Origin of the sequence: Nocardia sp. NPDC058499 (genome assembly GCF_042719915.1) — a bacterium.
In the GTDB taxonomy this organism is placed as follows: domain Bacteria; phylum Actinomycetota; class Actinomycetes; order Mycobacteriales; family Mycobacteriaceae; genus Nocardia.
The window spans coordinates 284068-299238 of record NZ_JBHXMZ010000001.1; the positions used below are offsets into that span (position 1 = coordinate 284068).

The 15171-nt window shown below is 68.5% G+C and carries 14 protein-coding genes and 1 riboswitch; of the genes, 4 read left to right on the forward strand and 10 right to left on the reverse strand.

The genetic code is table 11. The annotated features are described in order from the left end of the window. Positions 1-13 precede the first annotated feature (13 nt). Positions 14-607: a TetR family transcriptional regulator gene (locus tag ACFWPH_RS01300; protein ID WP_378747440.1), complete on the reverse strand. Its 594-nt coding sequence runs from the start codon at positions 605-607 to the stop codon at positions 14-16. 101 nt (positions 608-708) lie between these two features. Continuing rightward, entirely contained in the window at positions 709-2256 is a 1548-nt protein-coding gene (locus ACFWPH_RS01305) for an acyl-CoA carboxylase subunit beta (protein WP_378747441.1), read from the reverse strand. Between the two features lie 110 nt (positions 2257-2366). Here ACFWPH_RS01305 and ACFWPH_RS01310 point away from each other — a divergent pair, with 110 nt between their 5' ends. Next, the gene (locus tag ACFWPH_RS01310; RefSeq protein ID WP_378747443.1) at positions 2367-4040 is read left to right on the forward strand and encodes a hypothetical protein; all 1674 of its coding nucleotides are present in this window, start codon (positions 2367-2369) and stop codon (positions 4038-4040) included. Positions 4041-4123: 83 nt separating this feature from the next. On the opposite strand, the gene ACFWPH_RS01315 is transcribed toward ACFWPH_RS01310, so the two are convergent. From ACFWPH_RS01315 to ACFWPH_RS01330, 4 genes are all read right to left on the reverse strand, one after another. Next, positions 4124-5623: an ABC transporter ATP-binding protein gene (locus ACFWPH_RS01315; RefSeq protein WP_378747444.1), complete on the reverse strand. Its 1500-nt coding sequence runs from the start codon at positions 5621-5623 to the stop codon at positions 4124-4126. Next, positions 5616-6491: an ABC transporter permease gene (locus ACFWPH_RS01320; protein ID WP_378747445.1), complete on the reverse strand. Its 876-nt coding sequence runs from the start codon at positions 6489-6491 to the stop codon at positions 5616-5618. Before ACFWPH_RS01320 ends, ACFWPH_RS01315 begins: the two co-directional genes overlap by 8 nt. Next, on the reverse strand, positions 6488-7459 hold the full coding sequence (locus ACFWPH_RS01325) for an ABC transporter permease (RefSeq protein ID WP_378747446.1): 972 nt from the start codon (positions 7457-7459) through the stop codon (positions 6488-6490). Before ACFWPH_RS01325 ends, ACFWPH_RS01320 begins: the two co-directional genes overlap by 4 nt. Positions 7460-7561: 102 nt before the next feature. After that, entirely contained in the window at positions 7562-9088 is a 1527-nt protein-coding gene (locus ACFWPH_RS01330; protein WP_378747448.1) for an ABC transporter substrate-binding protein, read from the reverse strand. A 105-nt stretch (positions 9089-9193) separates the two neighbouring features. Next, positions 9194-9332: riboswitch (cobalamin riboswitch) on the reverse strand. A gap of 235 nt (positions 9333-9567) precedes the next feature. Here ACFWPH_RS01330 and ACFWPH_RS01335 point away from each other — a divergent pair. Further along, complete coding sequence (locus ACFWPH_RS01335; RefSeq protein WP_378747449.1) at positions 9568-10545, forward strand: glycosyltransferase family 9 protein; 978 nt, start codon at positions 9568-9570, stop codon at positions 10543-10545. Positions 10546-10572: 27 nt separating this feature from the next. Here ACFWPH_RS01335 and ACFWPH_RS01340 read toward each other — a convergent pair whose 3' ends face one another. Further along, positions 10573-10890 (reverse strand): helix-turn-helix transcriptional regulator, encoded by a 318-nt coding sequence (locus ACFWPH_RS01340; RefSeq protein ID WP_033241799.1) that lies wholly within the window; start codon positions 10888-10890, stop codon positions 10573-10575. A 187-nt stretch (positions 10891-11077) separates the two neighbouring features. Between ACFWPH_RS01340 and ACFWPH_RS01345 the strand changes: the two genes are divergently transcribed. Continuing rightward, the gene (locus tag ACFWPH_RS01345; RefSeq protein WP_378747450.1) at positions 11078-11791 is read left to right on the forward strand and encodes a M23 family metallopeptidase; all 714 of its coding nucleotides are present in this window, start codon (positions 11078-11080) and stop codon (positions 11789-11791) included. Between the two features lie 231 nt (positions 11792-12022). Here the strand turns inward: ACFWPH_RS01345 and ACFWPH_RS01350 are convergent, their stop codons facing one another. Continuing rightward, positions 12023-12346: a hypothetical protein gene (locus ACFWPH_RS01350; RefSeq protein WP_062978423.1), complete on the reverse strand. Its 324-nt coding sequence runs from the start codon at positions 12344-12346 to the stop codon at positions 12023-12025. Between the two features lie 426 nt (positions 12347-12772). On the opposite strand from ACFWPH_RS01350, the gene ACFWPH_RS01355 reads away from it, so the two are divergent. Beyond that, complete coding sequence (locus ACFWPH_RS01355) at positions 12773-13108, forward strand: RNA polymerase-binding protein RbpA (RefSeq protein WP_033241797.1); 336 nt, start codon at positions 12773-12775, stop codon at positions 13106-13108. 123 nt (positions 13109-13231) lie between these two features. On the opposite strand, the gene ACFWPH_RS01360 is transcribed toward ACFWPH_RS01355, so the two are convergent. Together ACFWPH_RS01360 and ACFWPH_RS01365 are read right to left on the reverse strand one after the other, a co-directional pair. Further along, positions 13232-14014, reverse strand: a complete 783-nt coding sequence (locus ACFWPH_RS01360; protein ID WP_378748203.1) for an ABC transporter permease — start codon at positions 14012-14014, stop codon at positions 13232-13234. A 122-nt stretch (positions 14015-14136) separates the two neighbouring features. Continuing rightward, complete coding sequence (locus ACFWPH_RS01365; protein WP_280415657.1) at positions 14137-15126, reverse strand: ATP-binding cassette domain-containing protein; 990 nt, start codon at positions 15124-15126, stop codon at positions 14137-14139. Between the last annotated feature and the right edge of the window lie 45 nt (positions 15127-15171).

Below are 15171 nucleotides of genomic sequence, written 5' to 3' on the forward strand. Positions count from 1 at the left end.
CCCCCGGCGGGCCCTATTCCCGTCCGGCCCACGGGGCCAGCAGCAGAGTGCAAGCCCGGCGCATATCGGCCGCGGCCTCCCCCGCCTCCAGTAGCCCAGCGGTGGCCCAGGTCATGATGCCGTACGCGGTTTGTTCCGCCAGCCGCGCGAGCTGGAGATCTCCGGCACCCGGGTCGGTGATACCGGCGACGGCAATGATGCGATCCCGCATCGTCACGTTGTCCGCGCCCGTCTCGGCCGAGCGCACGGCATTGGCCGATACCAGCATGGCGCGGCCGAGCCGGGGACGCCGGAGCAGCTCGACCACCGCACTCTCCAGGAAATCCGCCACAGCGCCCACCGGGTCACCGGGATGTCGCGGAGGCGCCGGCAGATTCTCGACTGCGGTCGCCAGTACCCCCCAATACAGATGATGTTTCGACGGGTAGTAGCGGTACAGTGTGCCGAGCGCGACCCCTGCGGCCGTCGCGATCTCCGACATCTGAACGCGTTCCAGACCCGATTCCGCACCGAGCCGGGCGGCCGCGCGCAGGATGGCGCGCCGACGTTCCTGCTGCCCGGTGGTGGACGGTTGCCCTGGCTCGCGGGGCTCCGCTATCCGTGGCACGGCCCACCTCCGATTCGAAAAACTAGAATTCACTCTAGCAGGCGGGAGGTTCCGGGTAGGACTGTGTCTCATCGAGCGGCACCGGCGCCACGACACGTTCGCTACAACGGCATGAGGTGATGTTTGCGCGGCCCGTGCCGGACGGATTTATCGCGGAGCAGGCGCAACGCCCGGCGGATCTCCAGCCGGGTCTGCGAGGGTTCGATCACCGCGTCGATATATCCGCGTTCGGCCGCGGTCCACGGCGTCGCCACGGTCGCGTTGTAGAAGTCGACCATCTGCTGCCGCAGTACAGGGCGCTCCTCGTCGGATGCGGCGGCGAGCTGCCGGCGCTGGGTGAGCCCCACGGCGGCCTCGGCGCCCATGACGGCGATCCGCGCGGTCGGCCAGGCGAGATTGATATCGCCGCCGAGTTGTTTACAGCCCATCACCGCGTAGCCGCCGCCGTAGGCCTTGCGCACCACCACGGTGACAATCGGGACGGTGGCCTCGACCACCGCGTAGAAGAACCGGCCACCGCGTTTGATCACGCCGATCTTCTCCTCCTCGACCCCGGGCAACACCCCCGGGGTGTCGACGACGAAGACGAGCGGAAGGTCGAACGCATTGCACAACCGGATGAAATGCGCCGCCTTATCCGAAGCGCGGGCATCGATCGCACCGCTGGACACCAGCGGCTGGTTGGCCACCACACCGACACTGCGGCCGTCGACCCGGGCGAAACCGGTGATCATATTGCGCGCCGTCGCATCGCCGACCTCGTGGAATTCGCCGTCGTCGAAGATCCGCAGCAGGACGTCGTACATATCGTAACCGGCGCGATCGGAATCCGGGACGATCGCATCGAGTGTGCGATCGGAATCGGTGAGCTCGGGTTCGAGGCCGGGGTTGATCAGCGGCGGCCGGTCGAAGCAATTGGACGGCATGAAGCTCAGGTAGTTGCGTACCCACGCGAACGCCGCTTCCTCGTCCACGGCGACATGGTGGATATTGCCGTTCTGAGCCTGGTTGTGGGCACTGCCGAGTTCTTCGAGTGTGATCTCTTCGCCGGTGGTCTCCCGGATGATGTCGGGGCCGGTGACGAACATATAGGCGGCTTCGGTCGCGACCAGCACATCGGTGTTGATCGGCGAGTAGACGGCACCGGCCGCGCATTTACCGAGCATCACCGAGACCTGCGGCACTACCCCGGACAGTCCCAACTGCCGTCGGCTCATGGCCGCATACCAGGCGAGCGAGGTAACTGCGTCCTGCACCCGGGCGCCCCCGGAATCGTTGATCGCTACGAACGGGCAGCCGACCTCGGCGGCGAGATCCATCGCCGCGGCCACCTTGCGGCCGAACATCTCGCCGACGGAACCGCCGAACACCGTCTGATCATGGGCGATGACCACGACGGGGCGGTCCTCGATCGTGCCGCGCCCGGTGACGACACCGTCGCCGTAGAGGCTGCCGGGATCACCGGGCTGGCGGACCAGTGCGCCGATCTCGACGAAGCTGCCCCTGTCGAGGAGCATATCGATACGCTCGCGGGGGCTGCGGATACCTTTGGCAGCGCGTTTGGCGACACCCGCCGGGCCGGCCGGTTCGCGCGCGACCGCCAGGTTCTCCCGTAGTTGTTTCAGTTTTCCCGCGGTTGTCGCCTCCACTGTGTACGCCCTTCGTCGTCTCGATCGAGCCCTCGATATCGGTATGCCGTGACGACCCTAGCTCCGATAGACGCGTTCACAGCGCTGTGCACCGCAATAGACTTTCCGGCATGTCGTCTACTGCAATACATCGCGTACCGGAACCGAGCTATCAGCAGCGCAGCGGCCGGGCGCTCGAAGAACGGACGAAAGCGATGATCGTGGCAGCGGCCGAGCAACTGATGACAGACCGTCTCGCCGAGACCGATACCGACGACGCGCTCGCCCATCTCACGACCGCCGATATCTGCGCCCAGGCCCGCGGCTACCTCCGGCGCGACGGCACCGAGGGGCCGATCCCGAAGGCCACGATGTGGAAACACTTCAAAACCGTCGAGGCCCTGGCCGCGGCGGTGGCCGACACCATGACCGCGGCCGACCGGCCGGTCCCCGACCAGATACTGCGGCTGGCCGCAGGCCGCACATCCACCCCGCCGCCAGGCGTGGATACCCGGCGACTGGAAGCGAGACTCGCGGGCCGCCACTACGACCTGGATCAACTGGCGGAACAATTCGACCGCGCCGCCGCCGCGGCCGACCACGCCGATATGCTCTACTGGGCCGCCGAACTCGCCGAACGTGGACTGCGCGAACGCCGCCGGGGCGACCACACCCAGGTCGCGAACGCCCGCGACTGGGCGCGGCGCGGACTGGCACTCGCCGATTCCGGCTCCCGCCTCGACTGCATGATGGGTATCCGCTGCGCACGGGCGGCGGCCGCGGCCGAGGCGGTACTGTCGCGGAATCTCGACTACGAACCCACCGGCCTCAGCCGCATCCGCACCATCAGGGAAAGTGAGCTCGAATTCGCCGAGGCACTCGGCTGGGACCTGCACCGCCTGCTGGCCCGATTCCATATCGATCACGCCCGTGCTCTCGCCGAGGAGGACCCGCGGCGCGAGATGCATTCCGTATACACCGTCGCCCGGGAACTCCCCGCGCTCTGCGCGCCGGGATCGGACCGCACGCACGAACCCCAGGATCGCCTCCAGGCCGGCGAACTGGCCGACATCATTGCCGCCTTGTGCCGGGTCGATATGGCCTACCGCCGTACTCCCGAGCACGGCGAGCAGTTCGCCGCACTGTTCGGCGACGGCGTGCAGTCACCGACCCGGGAGCTGCTGGCCTGCTTCACGGCCACCACCGGCGAGCGCCGGCGACACGAGGGTAATATCCGAGCGCTGCTACGCCTGACCGGATTCGTGCACCGTACCGGTCGCGCCCTCGATCCCCGGGCGGTGGCCACCGCCGTCGAGAACTACCGGCATGCTGCCGTGGACCTGCTGCGCACGGCCGAATTCGGCCCGTTACGAGATCTCTTGGTGGCGCAGTACCTGACCGCCAAGGCGCAGTCCCTCACCGCCGCGGAAGCGGAGACGAGCCCGGCCGGGCCGGCGCCCGGGTCGCTCGTGCACCCGCGACCCGAAGGCCTGATCCAGGCCGCCGTCCAGTTCTACGATCACGCCGCCCGGGTGACCAGTCCGCGCGGATCCGCCGGCGTCCTGCGCGCCCGGGCTGCGCAGGCCGGCGCCGAACTGCGGCAGTCGATTCCGGCTCCCGGGGATCCGCACACCGCAGCGACCGGAGTACTTGCCGGCGGCGAGTTCGACAGCATCGCGCGAGCCATCAACGATCTCGTGCTGATCATCATCAGCCGCCGCAACAGGTTCACCGATACCGAAGTCGCGCGATTGCTCGAACTGGTGGACCCGATGTACGACTACATCACCGCGGGCCGGAATTGAACCGAGAGCACAGCGAGCCGGGTGCGCGCAGTACCAGGAAGCGCGGCTCGGTGCGGGACGCGGGTCGCGCACCGAATCCGGTTTCACGGGTGTACTGCCGGCGGAACGCAGTGCGTGCTGTCCGCGTGGACGAGGCGGGCGAGGATTTCCGGGCCCGAGCTGCCGGTCAGCGTTGCCGGCGGGCCGATATCGGCGATCCGGCCGCCGTCCAGTACCGCGATCCGGTCGGCGCGGTCCAGCTGGCTGCGCAGGTCGTGGCTGATCCACAGGACCGCCGCATCAGTCGTCTGCCGGTATTCGTCCAGGTGGTCGAGGATCAGGCCGGCGGTGGGTTTGTCGAGCGCGGTGGTCACCTCGTCGCACAGCAGGATCCGGGGCCGGGCCAGCAGTGCCCGGGCGAGGGCGGCGCGTTGGAGCTGGCCACCGGAGAGTCCCGCGGGCAGGCGGGCCGCCTGGGCAGCGTCGATTCCGAGATCGGCCAGCAGCGCTGTCGCGGCGGACCGCGCCCGGACCCGCTCCAGCCCGCGCAGCCGGATCCCGGTGGCGGACACCTGATCCAGGATGTCGCGGTGCGGGTCGAAGGAGGCCGCGGATTCCTGCCAGACGTACTGGATCCGGGCGATCTGCTGCCGGGTCCGGCGGCGCAGCACCGGAAGCGCCTCGCCGTCCGCGCGGATATCGCCGGCGACCGGCCGGGTCAGGCCCGCGATACACCGGGCCAAGGTCGATTTACCCGCACCGGAGACACCGATCAGCCCCAGCATTTCACCGGGGTGCAGGTCCAGGTCGATATCTCGCAGAGTCGGTGTGTGCCGCGGGCCGGCCGCGAGGCCGCGGACCCGGAGGGCCGGTTCACCGCGCGCTTCCTGTCGCGGACCGGCCACTCGGGCTCGTCCGGCCGGCGAGGGCTCGGGTTCGACGAGCCGGCCGCCGCTGACGAAAAGTGTGCGGTCGCTGAGCTGCTCGGCCACGTAGGGGTCGTGGGTGACCAGCAGTACGGCCTTTCCCGCATATCGCAGATCCCGCAACGCGGTCAGCAGCGCGGCCCGGGCCGACGAGTCCAGCCCAACTGTGGGCTCGTCGACCACCAGCACCTCCGGCTCACACACCAGCACCTGCGCGAGCGCCAGCCGGGCCCGTTCACCGCCGGAGAATTCGAACGGGTATTTGCGCAGTATCCGGTCGCGGTCGCCGGTATCGATCGCGACGGTCGCCAATACCCGCGCGACCCGCTCGCCGCGTGCCGCCGCGCTCATCCGGCGGCCGCCTTCGCGCCGGTGTTGCCGCGCGACCGGTTCGCCGAGCGCCGCCCCGATCCGCCGGGCGGGATTCAGTGTGCCGGCCGCGTATTGCGGCAGGTAGCCGATCCGCAGGCCCGGTGCGCGGCGGATCTCACCGGATATATCGATTCCGGGCCGGTCCGCGCCCGCGACAGCCGCCGCGAGGGTGGTCTTACCGGCACCGGACGGCCCGAACAGGGTGAGGATCCGGCCCGGCTCGAGATCGACGTCGACGGCGCGCAGGATCGTGCTCGTACCCGCCCGGGCGTGGAGGTTGCGCACCGAGATCAAGGGTTCAGCCATCGCGGCCCACCCGGCGCAACCGTCGGCTGTGCGCCACCATGAGCAGTGCCGCGGGCCGGCGTTTGCGGGCGCCGCCGGCGGCGCGCGTGTACGGATCCGGCAGCAGATCGTCGACCAGCAGGTTCGTGCCCACCGCCAGCAGCACGATGAGCGCACCGGGCAACAGCACCGACCACGGCGCGATCATCAGCGCATCCTTGTTGGCCGCCACCGACACCGCCCAGTCGGTGGAGGTGGTGTCGAAACCCAGGCCGAGGAAGTTCGCGGACGCGAGGAAATAGACGGCGGCGGTGAAGCGGACACCCATATCGGCGGCGATGGGCCGGGCCATCGCGCGTACCGCGTACCGCCCGTACCGGTAGCGGCGGCTCTCGCCCTGCATCCGCAGCGCGTCCATGACCGGCCCGTGCACGACCCCTGCGGCCGCCATCCGGACGAACCGCGCGATGGGCGCCACCAGGGCGAGCCCGATGGCGCACGCGATCGCCACGGCCGATCCCTGGGTGCGCAGGGCGGCCACCATGATGAGCAGCAGTGCGGGCAGGCAGAGCAGAACATCCACCGGCCGCATGAGCAGATCGTCCAGCCACCGGCGCGGCGCGGCGGCCGCGGATACTCCGATGAGGAACCCGGTGAGGTAGGCCCCCAGGACGGTGAGCAGCCCGACGACCAGGAAGGTCTGCCCGCCGGTGAGTGCGGCGGCCAGGACATCGCGGCCCAGCCGGTCGGTGCCGAACGGTGACCACGGGGACGGCCCGAACGGCGCTGACGGGTCCTCCGGCGCGCCACGAGCGAGCACCGGACCGGCCACTGCGAACAGCAGGGGTACCGCGATGAACGCCGCGTACATGCACCGCCGGGCGGTCATATCCGCACCTGCGCCGCCGCCGGGTTCAGCCGGTATCCGGCCATATCTATCGCCGTGTTCACCACGACGGCGATCCCCCCGGTGATCGCGACGATCGCGAGGATCACCGGATCGTCCCGGTTTCCGATGGCGCCGATGAGTTCGGTGGCGATACCCGGTACGGCGAACACCGCTTCCACGATCAGCACCCCGGACAGCAGACCGTCACCGGTCCGGCCGAGTTCCTGCATCGCCGGGGCCAGCGCATTGGGCGCCATATGCCGGGCCAGCAGCGAGAACCGGGGAGTTCCGAGCCGCTGCGCCTGCGCGATATAGGGCTGGTTCACCACCTCGATCACGCCGGCGCGGACCAACCGGACCAGCGGCGCGGCGACCCGCGCGACCGTGACGACCAGCGGAAGTACCAGATATTCGGGCTGTTCCAGCAGGGTCGGCAGATCGGCGCCCAGGAAGGTCGCCGGCAGGAGGTCGAGCCGCACCGACAGCACCGCCACCAGCAAGACGGCGAGGACGAAATCGGGGATCGAATCCAGCCCGATACTGATCGAGGTGATCAGGCGGTCGGTTACCGAACCGGGGCGCAGGCCCGCCGCGAAACCCGCGGTGACCGCCACGGGGACGAGGACGAGCAACGCCAGCCCCGCGAGCAGCCCGGTGATCAGGAACGGGCCGGCGATCACCGATCCGACGCTCGCGCCGTTGGCATAGGAGGTGCCGAAGTCCCCGCGCACCGCATTGCCGAGCCATTCGAGAAATCTGGTCACCGGCGCGACATCGAGGCCGAGGAGGTGCCGGGCCTGCTCCTGCTGTGCGGCACTCAGGACGGTGTTGTTCTGCACATCGGCGGCATCGCCGGGCAGCAGCAGCGATAAAACGAAAACCAGCACGAGCAGCACGCCGAGCTGGCCCACGCCGATTCCGGCGCGGCGGACGAGCAACCGCCCGGCCGGGCGGGCTGCCGATATCACCGGCCGATCACCGGATCGCGACCACGACGCGCTCGTACGGAGCGTGGTCCGCTGCTGTCCACCGGGTGACCCGGTCCTCCGCACCCGGATCCGGGTTCGGCGTCATCGGGCACGCACCTGGTCGAAGCGGGCCCATTCGTGCGAGTTCGGTACGGCCGCCGGAAGGTCGGCGAACCGGTCACCGCCGGCACTGTTCCAGTTGGTGGTGCCGAAGAAGACGAAACCACCACGGTCGTGCAATATTTCGTGCATGGTCCGGTAGAGCGCCGCGCGGCCCTCCGGGCTCCGGGTGCCCTGGGCCCTGGCGTAGAGCCGGTCGAAGTCCGGATCGGACCATTTGGTCCGATTCTGCGGTGAGTGGCTCAGCAGGCGGGACGCGAAATGGTTGGGGATCGGCAACGGACCCGACTGCCCCATCGTGAGGTGTCCGGTCTCCAGTGCCTCGGTGTAGTAGGTGTCCTTCGAGCCCAGCACCACGTTCACCCGCACGCCGCAGGCGGCGGCGTGCTCGGCGAAGAGTCGTGCCGCCTCGACGAAGCCGTAGGCCACCGGCGCGGTGAACAGGTCGAACGAGAGGTCGCGCACGCCGGCGCGGCGGAGTAACCGGCCTACTTCGTCGGGGTCGTAATCGTGCTGCGGGAGGTCGGTGTAGTACTGGTAGCCCTTGCCGAAGACGTCGTTGCCGATTTCGCCCTGCCCTTCCAACGCCACCTTCAGCAGTTCGGCCCGGTCGACCATCCGCATCACCGCCCGGCGCACATCCGGGTTGTCGAACGGCGGGCGGTCGGTTTTCATGGCGAAGAAGTAGATACCGCTGTGCGGTGTGGAGACGAGCGTAGTCCCGGGCCGGCCTTCGAGGGTCCGGGCCGCCGAGGGGGTGAGGTTGTCGGCGTAGTCGATCTCCCTGCTCTGTACCGCGTTCACCCGGGCGTCGGCCTCGGCGCTGACGATCCGGAGTTCGCCGATCCCGGGGGCGCCGGCCCAGTAGTGCTCGTTGCGGGTGGCGGTGAACTGGCGCCCGGCGTCGAAGGATTCGAATACGAAGGGGCCGGTGCCCACCGGCCGGCGGAAATCGGTGGCACCGTCCTGCACGATCTTGGTCCCGTAGACCGAGAGGGCGATGAGGAACTCGAAAGACGGTTCCTTCAGCGCGATCTCGACGGTCCGGTCATCGACCGCCCGGCACCCGGACAGATCGACCCCATCCAGTGAGGACGCCGCGATGAAGGGGCGCTGAGGCGCGGGCCCGAGCACCCGGGACAGGGTGTAGAGCACATCGTTCGCGGTAAATTTCTTCCCGTCGTGCCACTGCGTATCGCGCAGTGCGATCCGCCAGCGGGTGCCGTCGGCGTTGGGTTCCCCCGATTCCGCCAGGCGCGGGATCGGTGCCATCGCCGAATCCACCTCGAACAACCCGTCGTACACCGCCTTCATCCGGGCTTCGTCGATGAACAGGGTGTTCACCCCCGGATCGATCCCCTCCCCCGCACCCGATCCTTGGAAGGCCGCGGTGAACGTCTCGGAGGCGGACCCGGCCCCCCTACCACACCCGGCGGCCAGCGCCCCCGCGGCCACCGCGCTGCCCAGTAGAAAGGTCCGGCGATTCCACTCCGGTGACCTACCACGCATATCCGACTCCCGTCGCGTCAAGGCAGTTCACGCGACACAGATATGCGAAACCGGCCGCGCACGGGCGGCTGGTTCGGCGCATCGATCAATACCCACGTGATCATGACCGTTCAGTACTTCATCCGCAGGTATCTGGCTTCGGTTCGCGCAGCGAACCTCACAGTTGCGGGACAGCCCCGGACTCGCACCGGTCTTCCCTGCGGACCGCGCCGACATTACCGAAGCGCAAGCCGCGGAACCATACCGCCGCCGCGGCCGGACCCTCCGGACCCCGCCCGCGAACCGGCCGGCACAGCGGCCGACCACGGCGGATCACCACATATTCTGTGAGCCACAACATGTGACCCAGGCCGCGATCGGCCAACGTTTGCCCACCGAGCCCACGGGTAGTCAACCAAGGGAATGCTCTCGTCGTGGTCCAGCCCTCGGGATGGTGCGGGGAGGGGGCGGAATGGGCAACAGGTGGCTAGGAGAGTCGGGTGTCGGTAGTTCTCGTGCTTCAGGCACGCGGTCTCGGTGAGCTGCTCACCGCTGTTCCGGCGTTGCGTGCCCTACGGCGGGCCCGGCGAAACGATCATCTCGTTCTCGCCACCCCGCATCGTCTGCGCCCGATGGTCGAACTGATCGCACTGGTGGACGAGATGGTGCCGATCGCCGACCCGCAGGGGTTGCGCTGGGACGGACCGCCACCCAAGCTCGCCATCAATCTGCACGGCGCCGAGGCCACGCCGATCGTGGAACTCGCCAAGACCGGCGCCGAACGTATCCTCACCTACCGCAATCCGGCGTTCCCGGAAATTCCCGGCCCGGACTGGCACGACGATCGGCATCCGATCGACCGCTGGTGCCATCTGCTGGAATTCGACGGGATCGGCGCCGACCGGCGCAATCTCGGGCTGGTACCGCCGGTGGCCACCACCAGCCACCGCGACAGTGTGGTCGTGCATATCGGTGCGGGCGCCACCGCGCGGCAGTGGCCGGCCGATCGCTTCGCCGCGGTGATCCGGCATCTGCTGGTACTGGGTCACGAGGTGGTCCTCACCGGCGACGAAGGTGATCGCGAGCGCGCCCACGGTATCGCTGCCCGGGCAGGGCTGGCCGGGCAGCGGGTGCTGGCCGGTAACCAGAATCTGATCGAACTGTCGGCCACTGTGGCCGAAGCCTCGGTGCTGCTGTGCGGCGATACCGGTGTCGCCCATCTCGCGACCGCGTTCGGGACCCGCACGGTGCAACTGTTCGGCCCCTCCTCCCCTGCGCAGAGCGGACCGCCCGGGCATCTCCTCAACCGGCACGAAGTGCTGTGGGCGGGCCGTACCGGTGACCGCGAGGGCACGACACCCGATCCCGGCCTGCTGCAGATCGGCGCCGCCGAGGTGATCGCGGCACTGGATCGGCAGCTGAGCAAGCGCCGCTCCGAGGCCGGGGTCACGGGTGCCTCGTACCGCCGGGTGGGCTGACCGGGTACGGCCCCGGGCCGCCCGGTCTCATACGCGGCCGCGCGCCTCGCTCACTGCGGCGGCATAGGCGGCGAGGGCGCTCGGCCAGAACTGTTCCAGGTAGTCGCGGGCGTCCCCGAGGCCACGCGGGTCGAGGGAGTAGAGCCGGCGGTTGCCGATCGGGCGCACCATCACCAGGCGCGCTTCGCGCAGTACGCGCAGATGCTGCGATACGGCCGAACTGCTGATCCCCACCTGTTTGGCCAACTCCCCCACCGAGCGCGGCCCAGAGGGCAACGCTTCGAATATCGCCCGCCGGGTGGGGTCGGCGAGGGCGATCAGCGGCGCAACTCTGTTAGCGACCACTCATACAGTGTCTCCATCGGGCAACCCCTCGGTCAAACCCCCGGCGGATGTCTCATTTGCGCAGCTCGACGCGGGAAATTTCGGGTTTCGTTACCGTACGGTTATAAGCGACCTGGGCTTATGCACCCAGGGTGACGGTAACCACATGCTTGCTGACTCGGCCTGCAAGTCCCCTAGCTTGTAACTCATGCCCGTGACCCTTCCGTTACCTCTCCGCAAGCTCACGGTGCCGTCGATCGGCCGTCGTCGCGTAACGACGCAGGTTGTCGCCACCACGACTGCGCTCTGTGCCGGTTTCGGTCTCCTCGCCGCAGGTGCCGATTCCGATAACGAAACGATCAAGAACGTGGCCGCCACCGCGCCCACACAGGCCGCCACCGACGCGCCTGCCGACGAGCAGCAGGCCCACTCCCATGATCCCGCGGTCTGGGACCCGAACAAGCCCGCTGCGGACAACCAGCCCGTCGCGTTCCCCTTCCCGCCTCCGCCGCCGCCCCGGCCCACCACTGTGCGTCCGGTCGATGCGGTCGTGAGCTCCGGTTTCGGGCCGCGCTGGGGTGCCAACCACTTCGGTATCGACTTCGCCGGTCAGCAGGGTGTGCCGATTCGTTCGGTCACCGACGGTGTGGTGATCGAGGCCGGCCCGGCCACCGGTTTCGGGCTGTGGGTACGCGTCCAGCAGGACGACGGCACCGTCGGCGTGTACGGCCATATGCAGGACATCCTGGCCCATGTCGGCCAGCCGGTGAAGGCCGGCGATGTGATCGCCACCGTCGGCAGCCGTGGTCAGTCCACCGGACCGCACCTGCACTACGAGGTGCATCAGCCGGGTGTCGGCAAGATCGACCCGATGCCGTGGTTCGCCGGGCGCGGCCTCGATGTCATGAACTTCCCGGGCTGACCCCCTTCCCGGCAGGCCGGAAAACTCCGGCCGCCCCATGATCTCCGGTCTTCGTCGGGTGATCGGATGCCTGCACCGGCCATTGCTGCTCTGTACTGCGGCAATGGCCGGTCTGGTGTTTCTGCACCCCGGCGGTAGCCGGTCTTTTCGCAGCGAATCCGCTGGCCGCCGTAATCGTTTCGATACGGCCAGATGCGGATCGGCCGACGGTCCGGGCCTTCGCAACCGGATTCAGCGCAACCGTTCGGCATCCCGGGCGAGTTCCACCAGCACCGCACTGAGACGGGCGAGCTCGTCGTTACCGGCGCCCTCGTCGATGGCGGTCGCCACATCCTCGGCCGCACAGCGCGCCGCGAACCAGCGGTCCGCGAGGGCGGTGGCCTCGGCGGCACTGAGCACCACCGAATCGGCGGGGATACCAGTGCCCTTCACATTGTTGCGGTGCTCATAGGCGCGCTGACGGCAGGACTGCCGGCAATACCGGCGCCGCCGTCCCGCTTCCGTATCAACGATTTCCCGACCACACCACAGACAGGACTGCAACCGGCGCGACATGACCCGACACCCTAATAGGCCTTCGCACAGCAGCACACACCGCACACCGCGCAGAGTTCTCGCGCCGACGCCGTACAATTACAAGGCTCTCCCGAACTGGGAACGGATCGACCCTCGCGAACGTTGACAAGAAACAGGGCGCAAGGCCGCAACCGGCACGAACCGCGGTTCGTGTGTGAGGGAACGGCTCGCAGACGTGACCCGAACGGTCGGCGGAAGGCAACGGCCGGCGACACGCGAACTCACGAGGTTCGCGTCAGCACAACCACAGGGGTCAACCCACCGGTTCGCCCCCGGGCGGGTTCCGGTGCACCGCAGCGGATACGCCGAGAGGTGTTTCCGATCCGGTCATCCGGAACCGAACATCCGGGAACCCGCGGACCTGCGCGCGGTAACGCGCCGACAACACAGAGAGGACCTGTACAGATGGCAGATCGCGTACTCCGGGGCAGCCGGCTCGGAGCGGTGAGCTACGAAACCGACCGCGACCATGATCTGGCTCCCCGCCGGATCGCCCGGTACCGGACCGACAATGGTGAAGAATTCGATGTTCCGTTCGCCGACGAGGCCGAGATCCCGCCGACCTGGCTGTGCAAGAACGGTCAGGAAGGTGTGCTACTCGAAGGCACCTCGCAGGAGGCCAAGAAGGTGAAGCCGCCGCGCACGCATTGGGACATGCTGCTGGAGCGGCGCAGTAAGGAAGAGCTCGAGGAGCTGCTGAAGGAGCGCCTGGAGCTGCTCAAGACCCGCCGCCGGGGCTGAGTCACAGCTCTTCGGGAGTCTTGGTCCGGGCGCATATCCCGGACACCGGCTGATAAGGCCGTACCCACCGGATGATCCGGTGGGTACGGCCTTTGTCGTTTTCGGCGCCGGCGCCCCGCGGGTTCAGCGGCTGGCCACCCGGCGGTAGCGCAGCAGTGCCAGCGGCATCGCGATCAGCAGGATCACCACCGAGCAGATCACGGCGTACTCGACACAGTGTTCGGCCGGCCATCCGGTCGGTGCCTCGAAGGTCGGCGGTGCACTGTTCTCGAACAACTTCCGGCCGGTGGCCGCGACGGCGGTGATCGGGTTCCATTCGGCGATGGTGCGCAGCGGCCCGGGCAGGGTCTCCGCGGAGATGAAGGCCGAGGAGATGAACGACAGCGGGAACAGCCAGATCAGGCCGGCGCTCTGCGCGACCTCCACATTCGGGGCGAGCAGGCCGGTGAGTGCGCCTACCCACGACATGGCGAACGCGAACAGCAGGATCACTCCGTAGGCCAGTGCGGCATCGGCCAGACTGCCCTCGATGCTCCAGCCGACAATGTATCCGCAGATGGTCATCACCAGCAGGCTCAGCACACTCACCACGAGATCCGACAGCGTCCGGCCCATCAGCACCGCCAGCCGCGACATGGGTAGCGCGCGCATCCGGTCGATGATGCCCTTCTCGAGGTCACCGGCCAGGCCGACGGTGGTGAACGCGGCACTGAACGCGACCGTCTGCGCCATGATCCCGGCGATCAGGAATTCCCGGTATTCACCGCCGCCGAGGGAGGCGCCGAATACGTAGGCGAACAGGAAGACGAACATCAGCGGCTGCACGGTGGCGGTGACCAGCAGGGTGGGCACCCGCATGATGGTGAGCAGGTTGCGGTGCGCGACGATCGCGCTGTCGCGAATGATCCGCATCCGGGGCTCGGCCGATTTCGGGATCCGGTGCGAGGCGGGCGCGTGTTCGGTATCCGCGGCGTCCTCCTCGGTCCGGGCGGTGGTTTCGGTTTTCTCGACCGCCACTTCTGCGGTGCTCACGACATGATCTCCTCGGGTACATCGCTGGTTTCCGGCTCGGTGTCCGGGGTCGCCGGGGTGCCGGTGAGGGACAGGAAAACGTCGTCGAGGCTGGGCCGGTGCACGCGGGCATCGACGGCCAGCACATCTGCGTCGTCGAGGCGGCGCAGTGCTTCGACCATGGTGCGGGAACCGTCGGCTACCACCACCGACACCTCGTCGACACTCGCCTCGTGCGCGGGTTCGCCGAGGCCGACATCGGCGAGTACCCGCAGCGCGGGCGCCGGATCCTGTCCGGGTGCCAGGGTGACGGTGAGGCGGTCCCCGCCGATCGAGGATTTGAGTTCGTCGGCCGAACCGCGGGCGATGACACGGCCTTTGTCGATCACCGTGATCTTGTCCGCCAGCCGGTCGGCTTCCTCCAGGTACTGGGTGGTCAGCAGGACGGTGGTGCCGTCGCGGACGAGATCACCGATCACCCGCCACATATCGGTGCGGGCCCGCGGATCCAGGCCGGTCGTCGGTTCGTCGAGAACCACCACCGGCGGGCGGGCGATCAGTGCGCCGGCCAGGTCGAGACGGCGGGTCATACCGCCGGAATAGGTTCCGGCGCGGCGGTCGGCCGCATCCTCGAGCCCGAACTGCGCCAGCAGTTCACGGGCCCGTTCGGTGGCGCTTTCGCGGCTCATACCGTAGAGCCGCGCGACCATACGCAGGTTCTCGTAACCGGTGAGGTTGGCGTCGACTGCCGCGTACTGACCGGACAATCCGATCAGGCGGCGGGCGGCGGCCGGATCGTGCAGCACATCGACCCCCGCGACCCGAACCGTTCCGGCGTTGGGCCGCAACAGCGTGGTCACGATACGGACGGTGGTGGTTTTACCGGCACCGTTGGGTCCGAGCAGACCCATCACGGTGCCGGTGGGTATTTCGAGATCGACATCGTCCAAAACGCGGACCCGGCCGTAGTTCTTCACCAGGCCGGTGATCTGTACCGCGGGCTTCACTGAGCGTTCTCCTTCGTTTCGGTACCGGGCTGGGGGCGCGAGCTC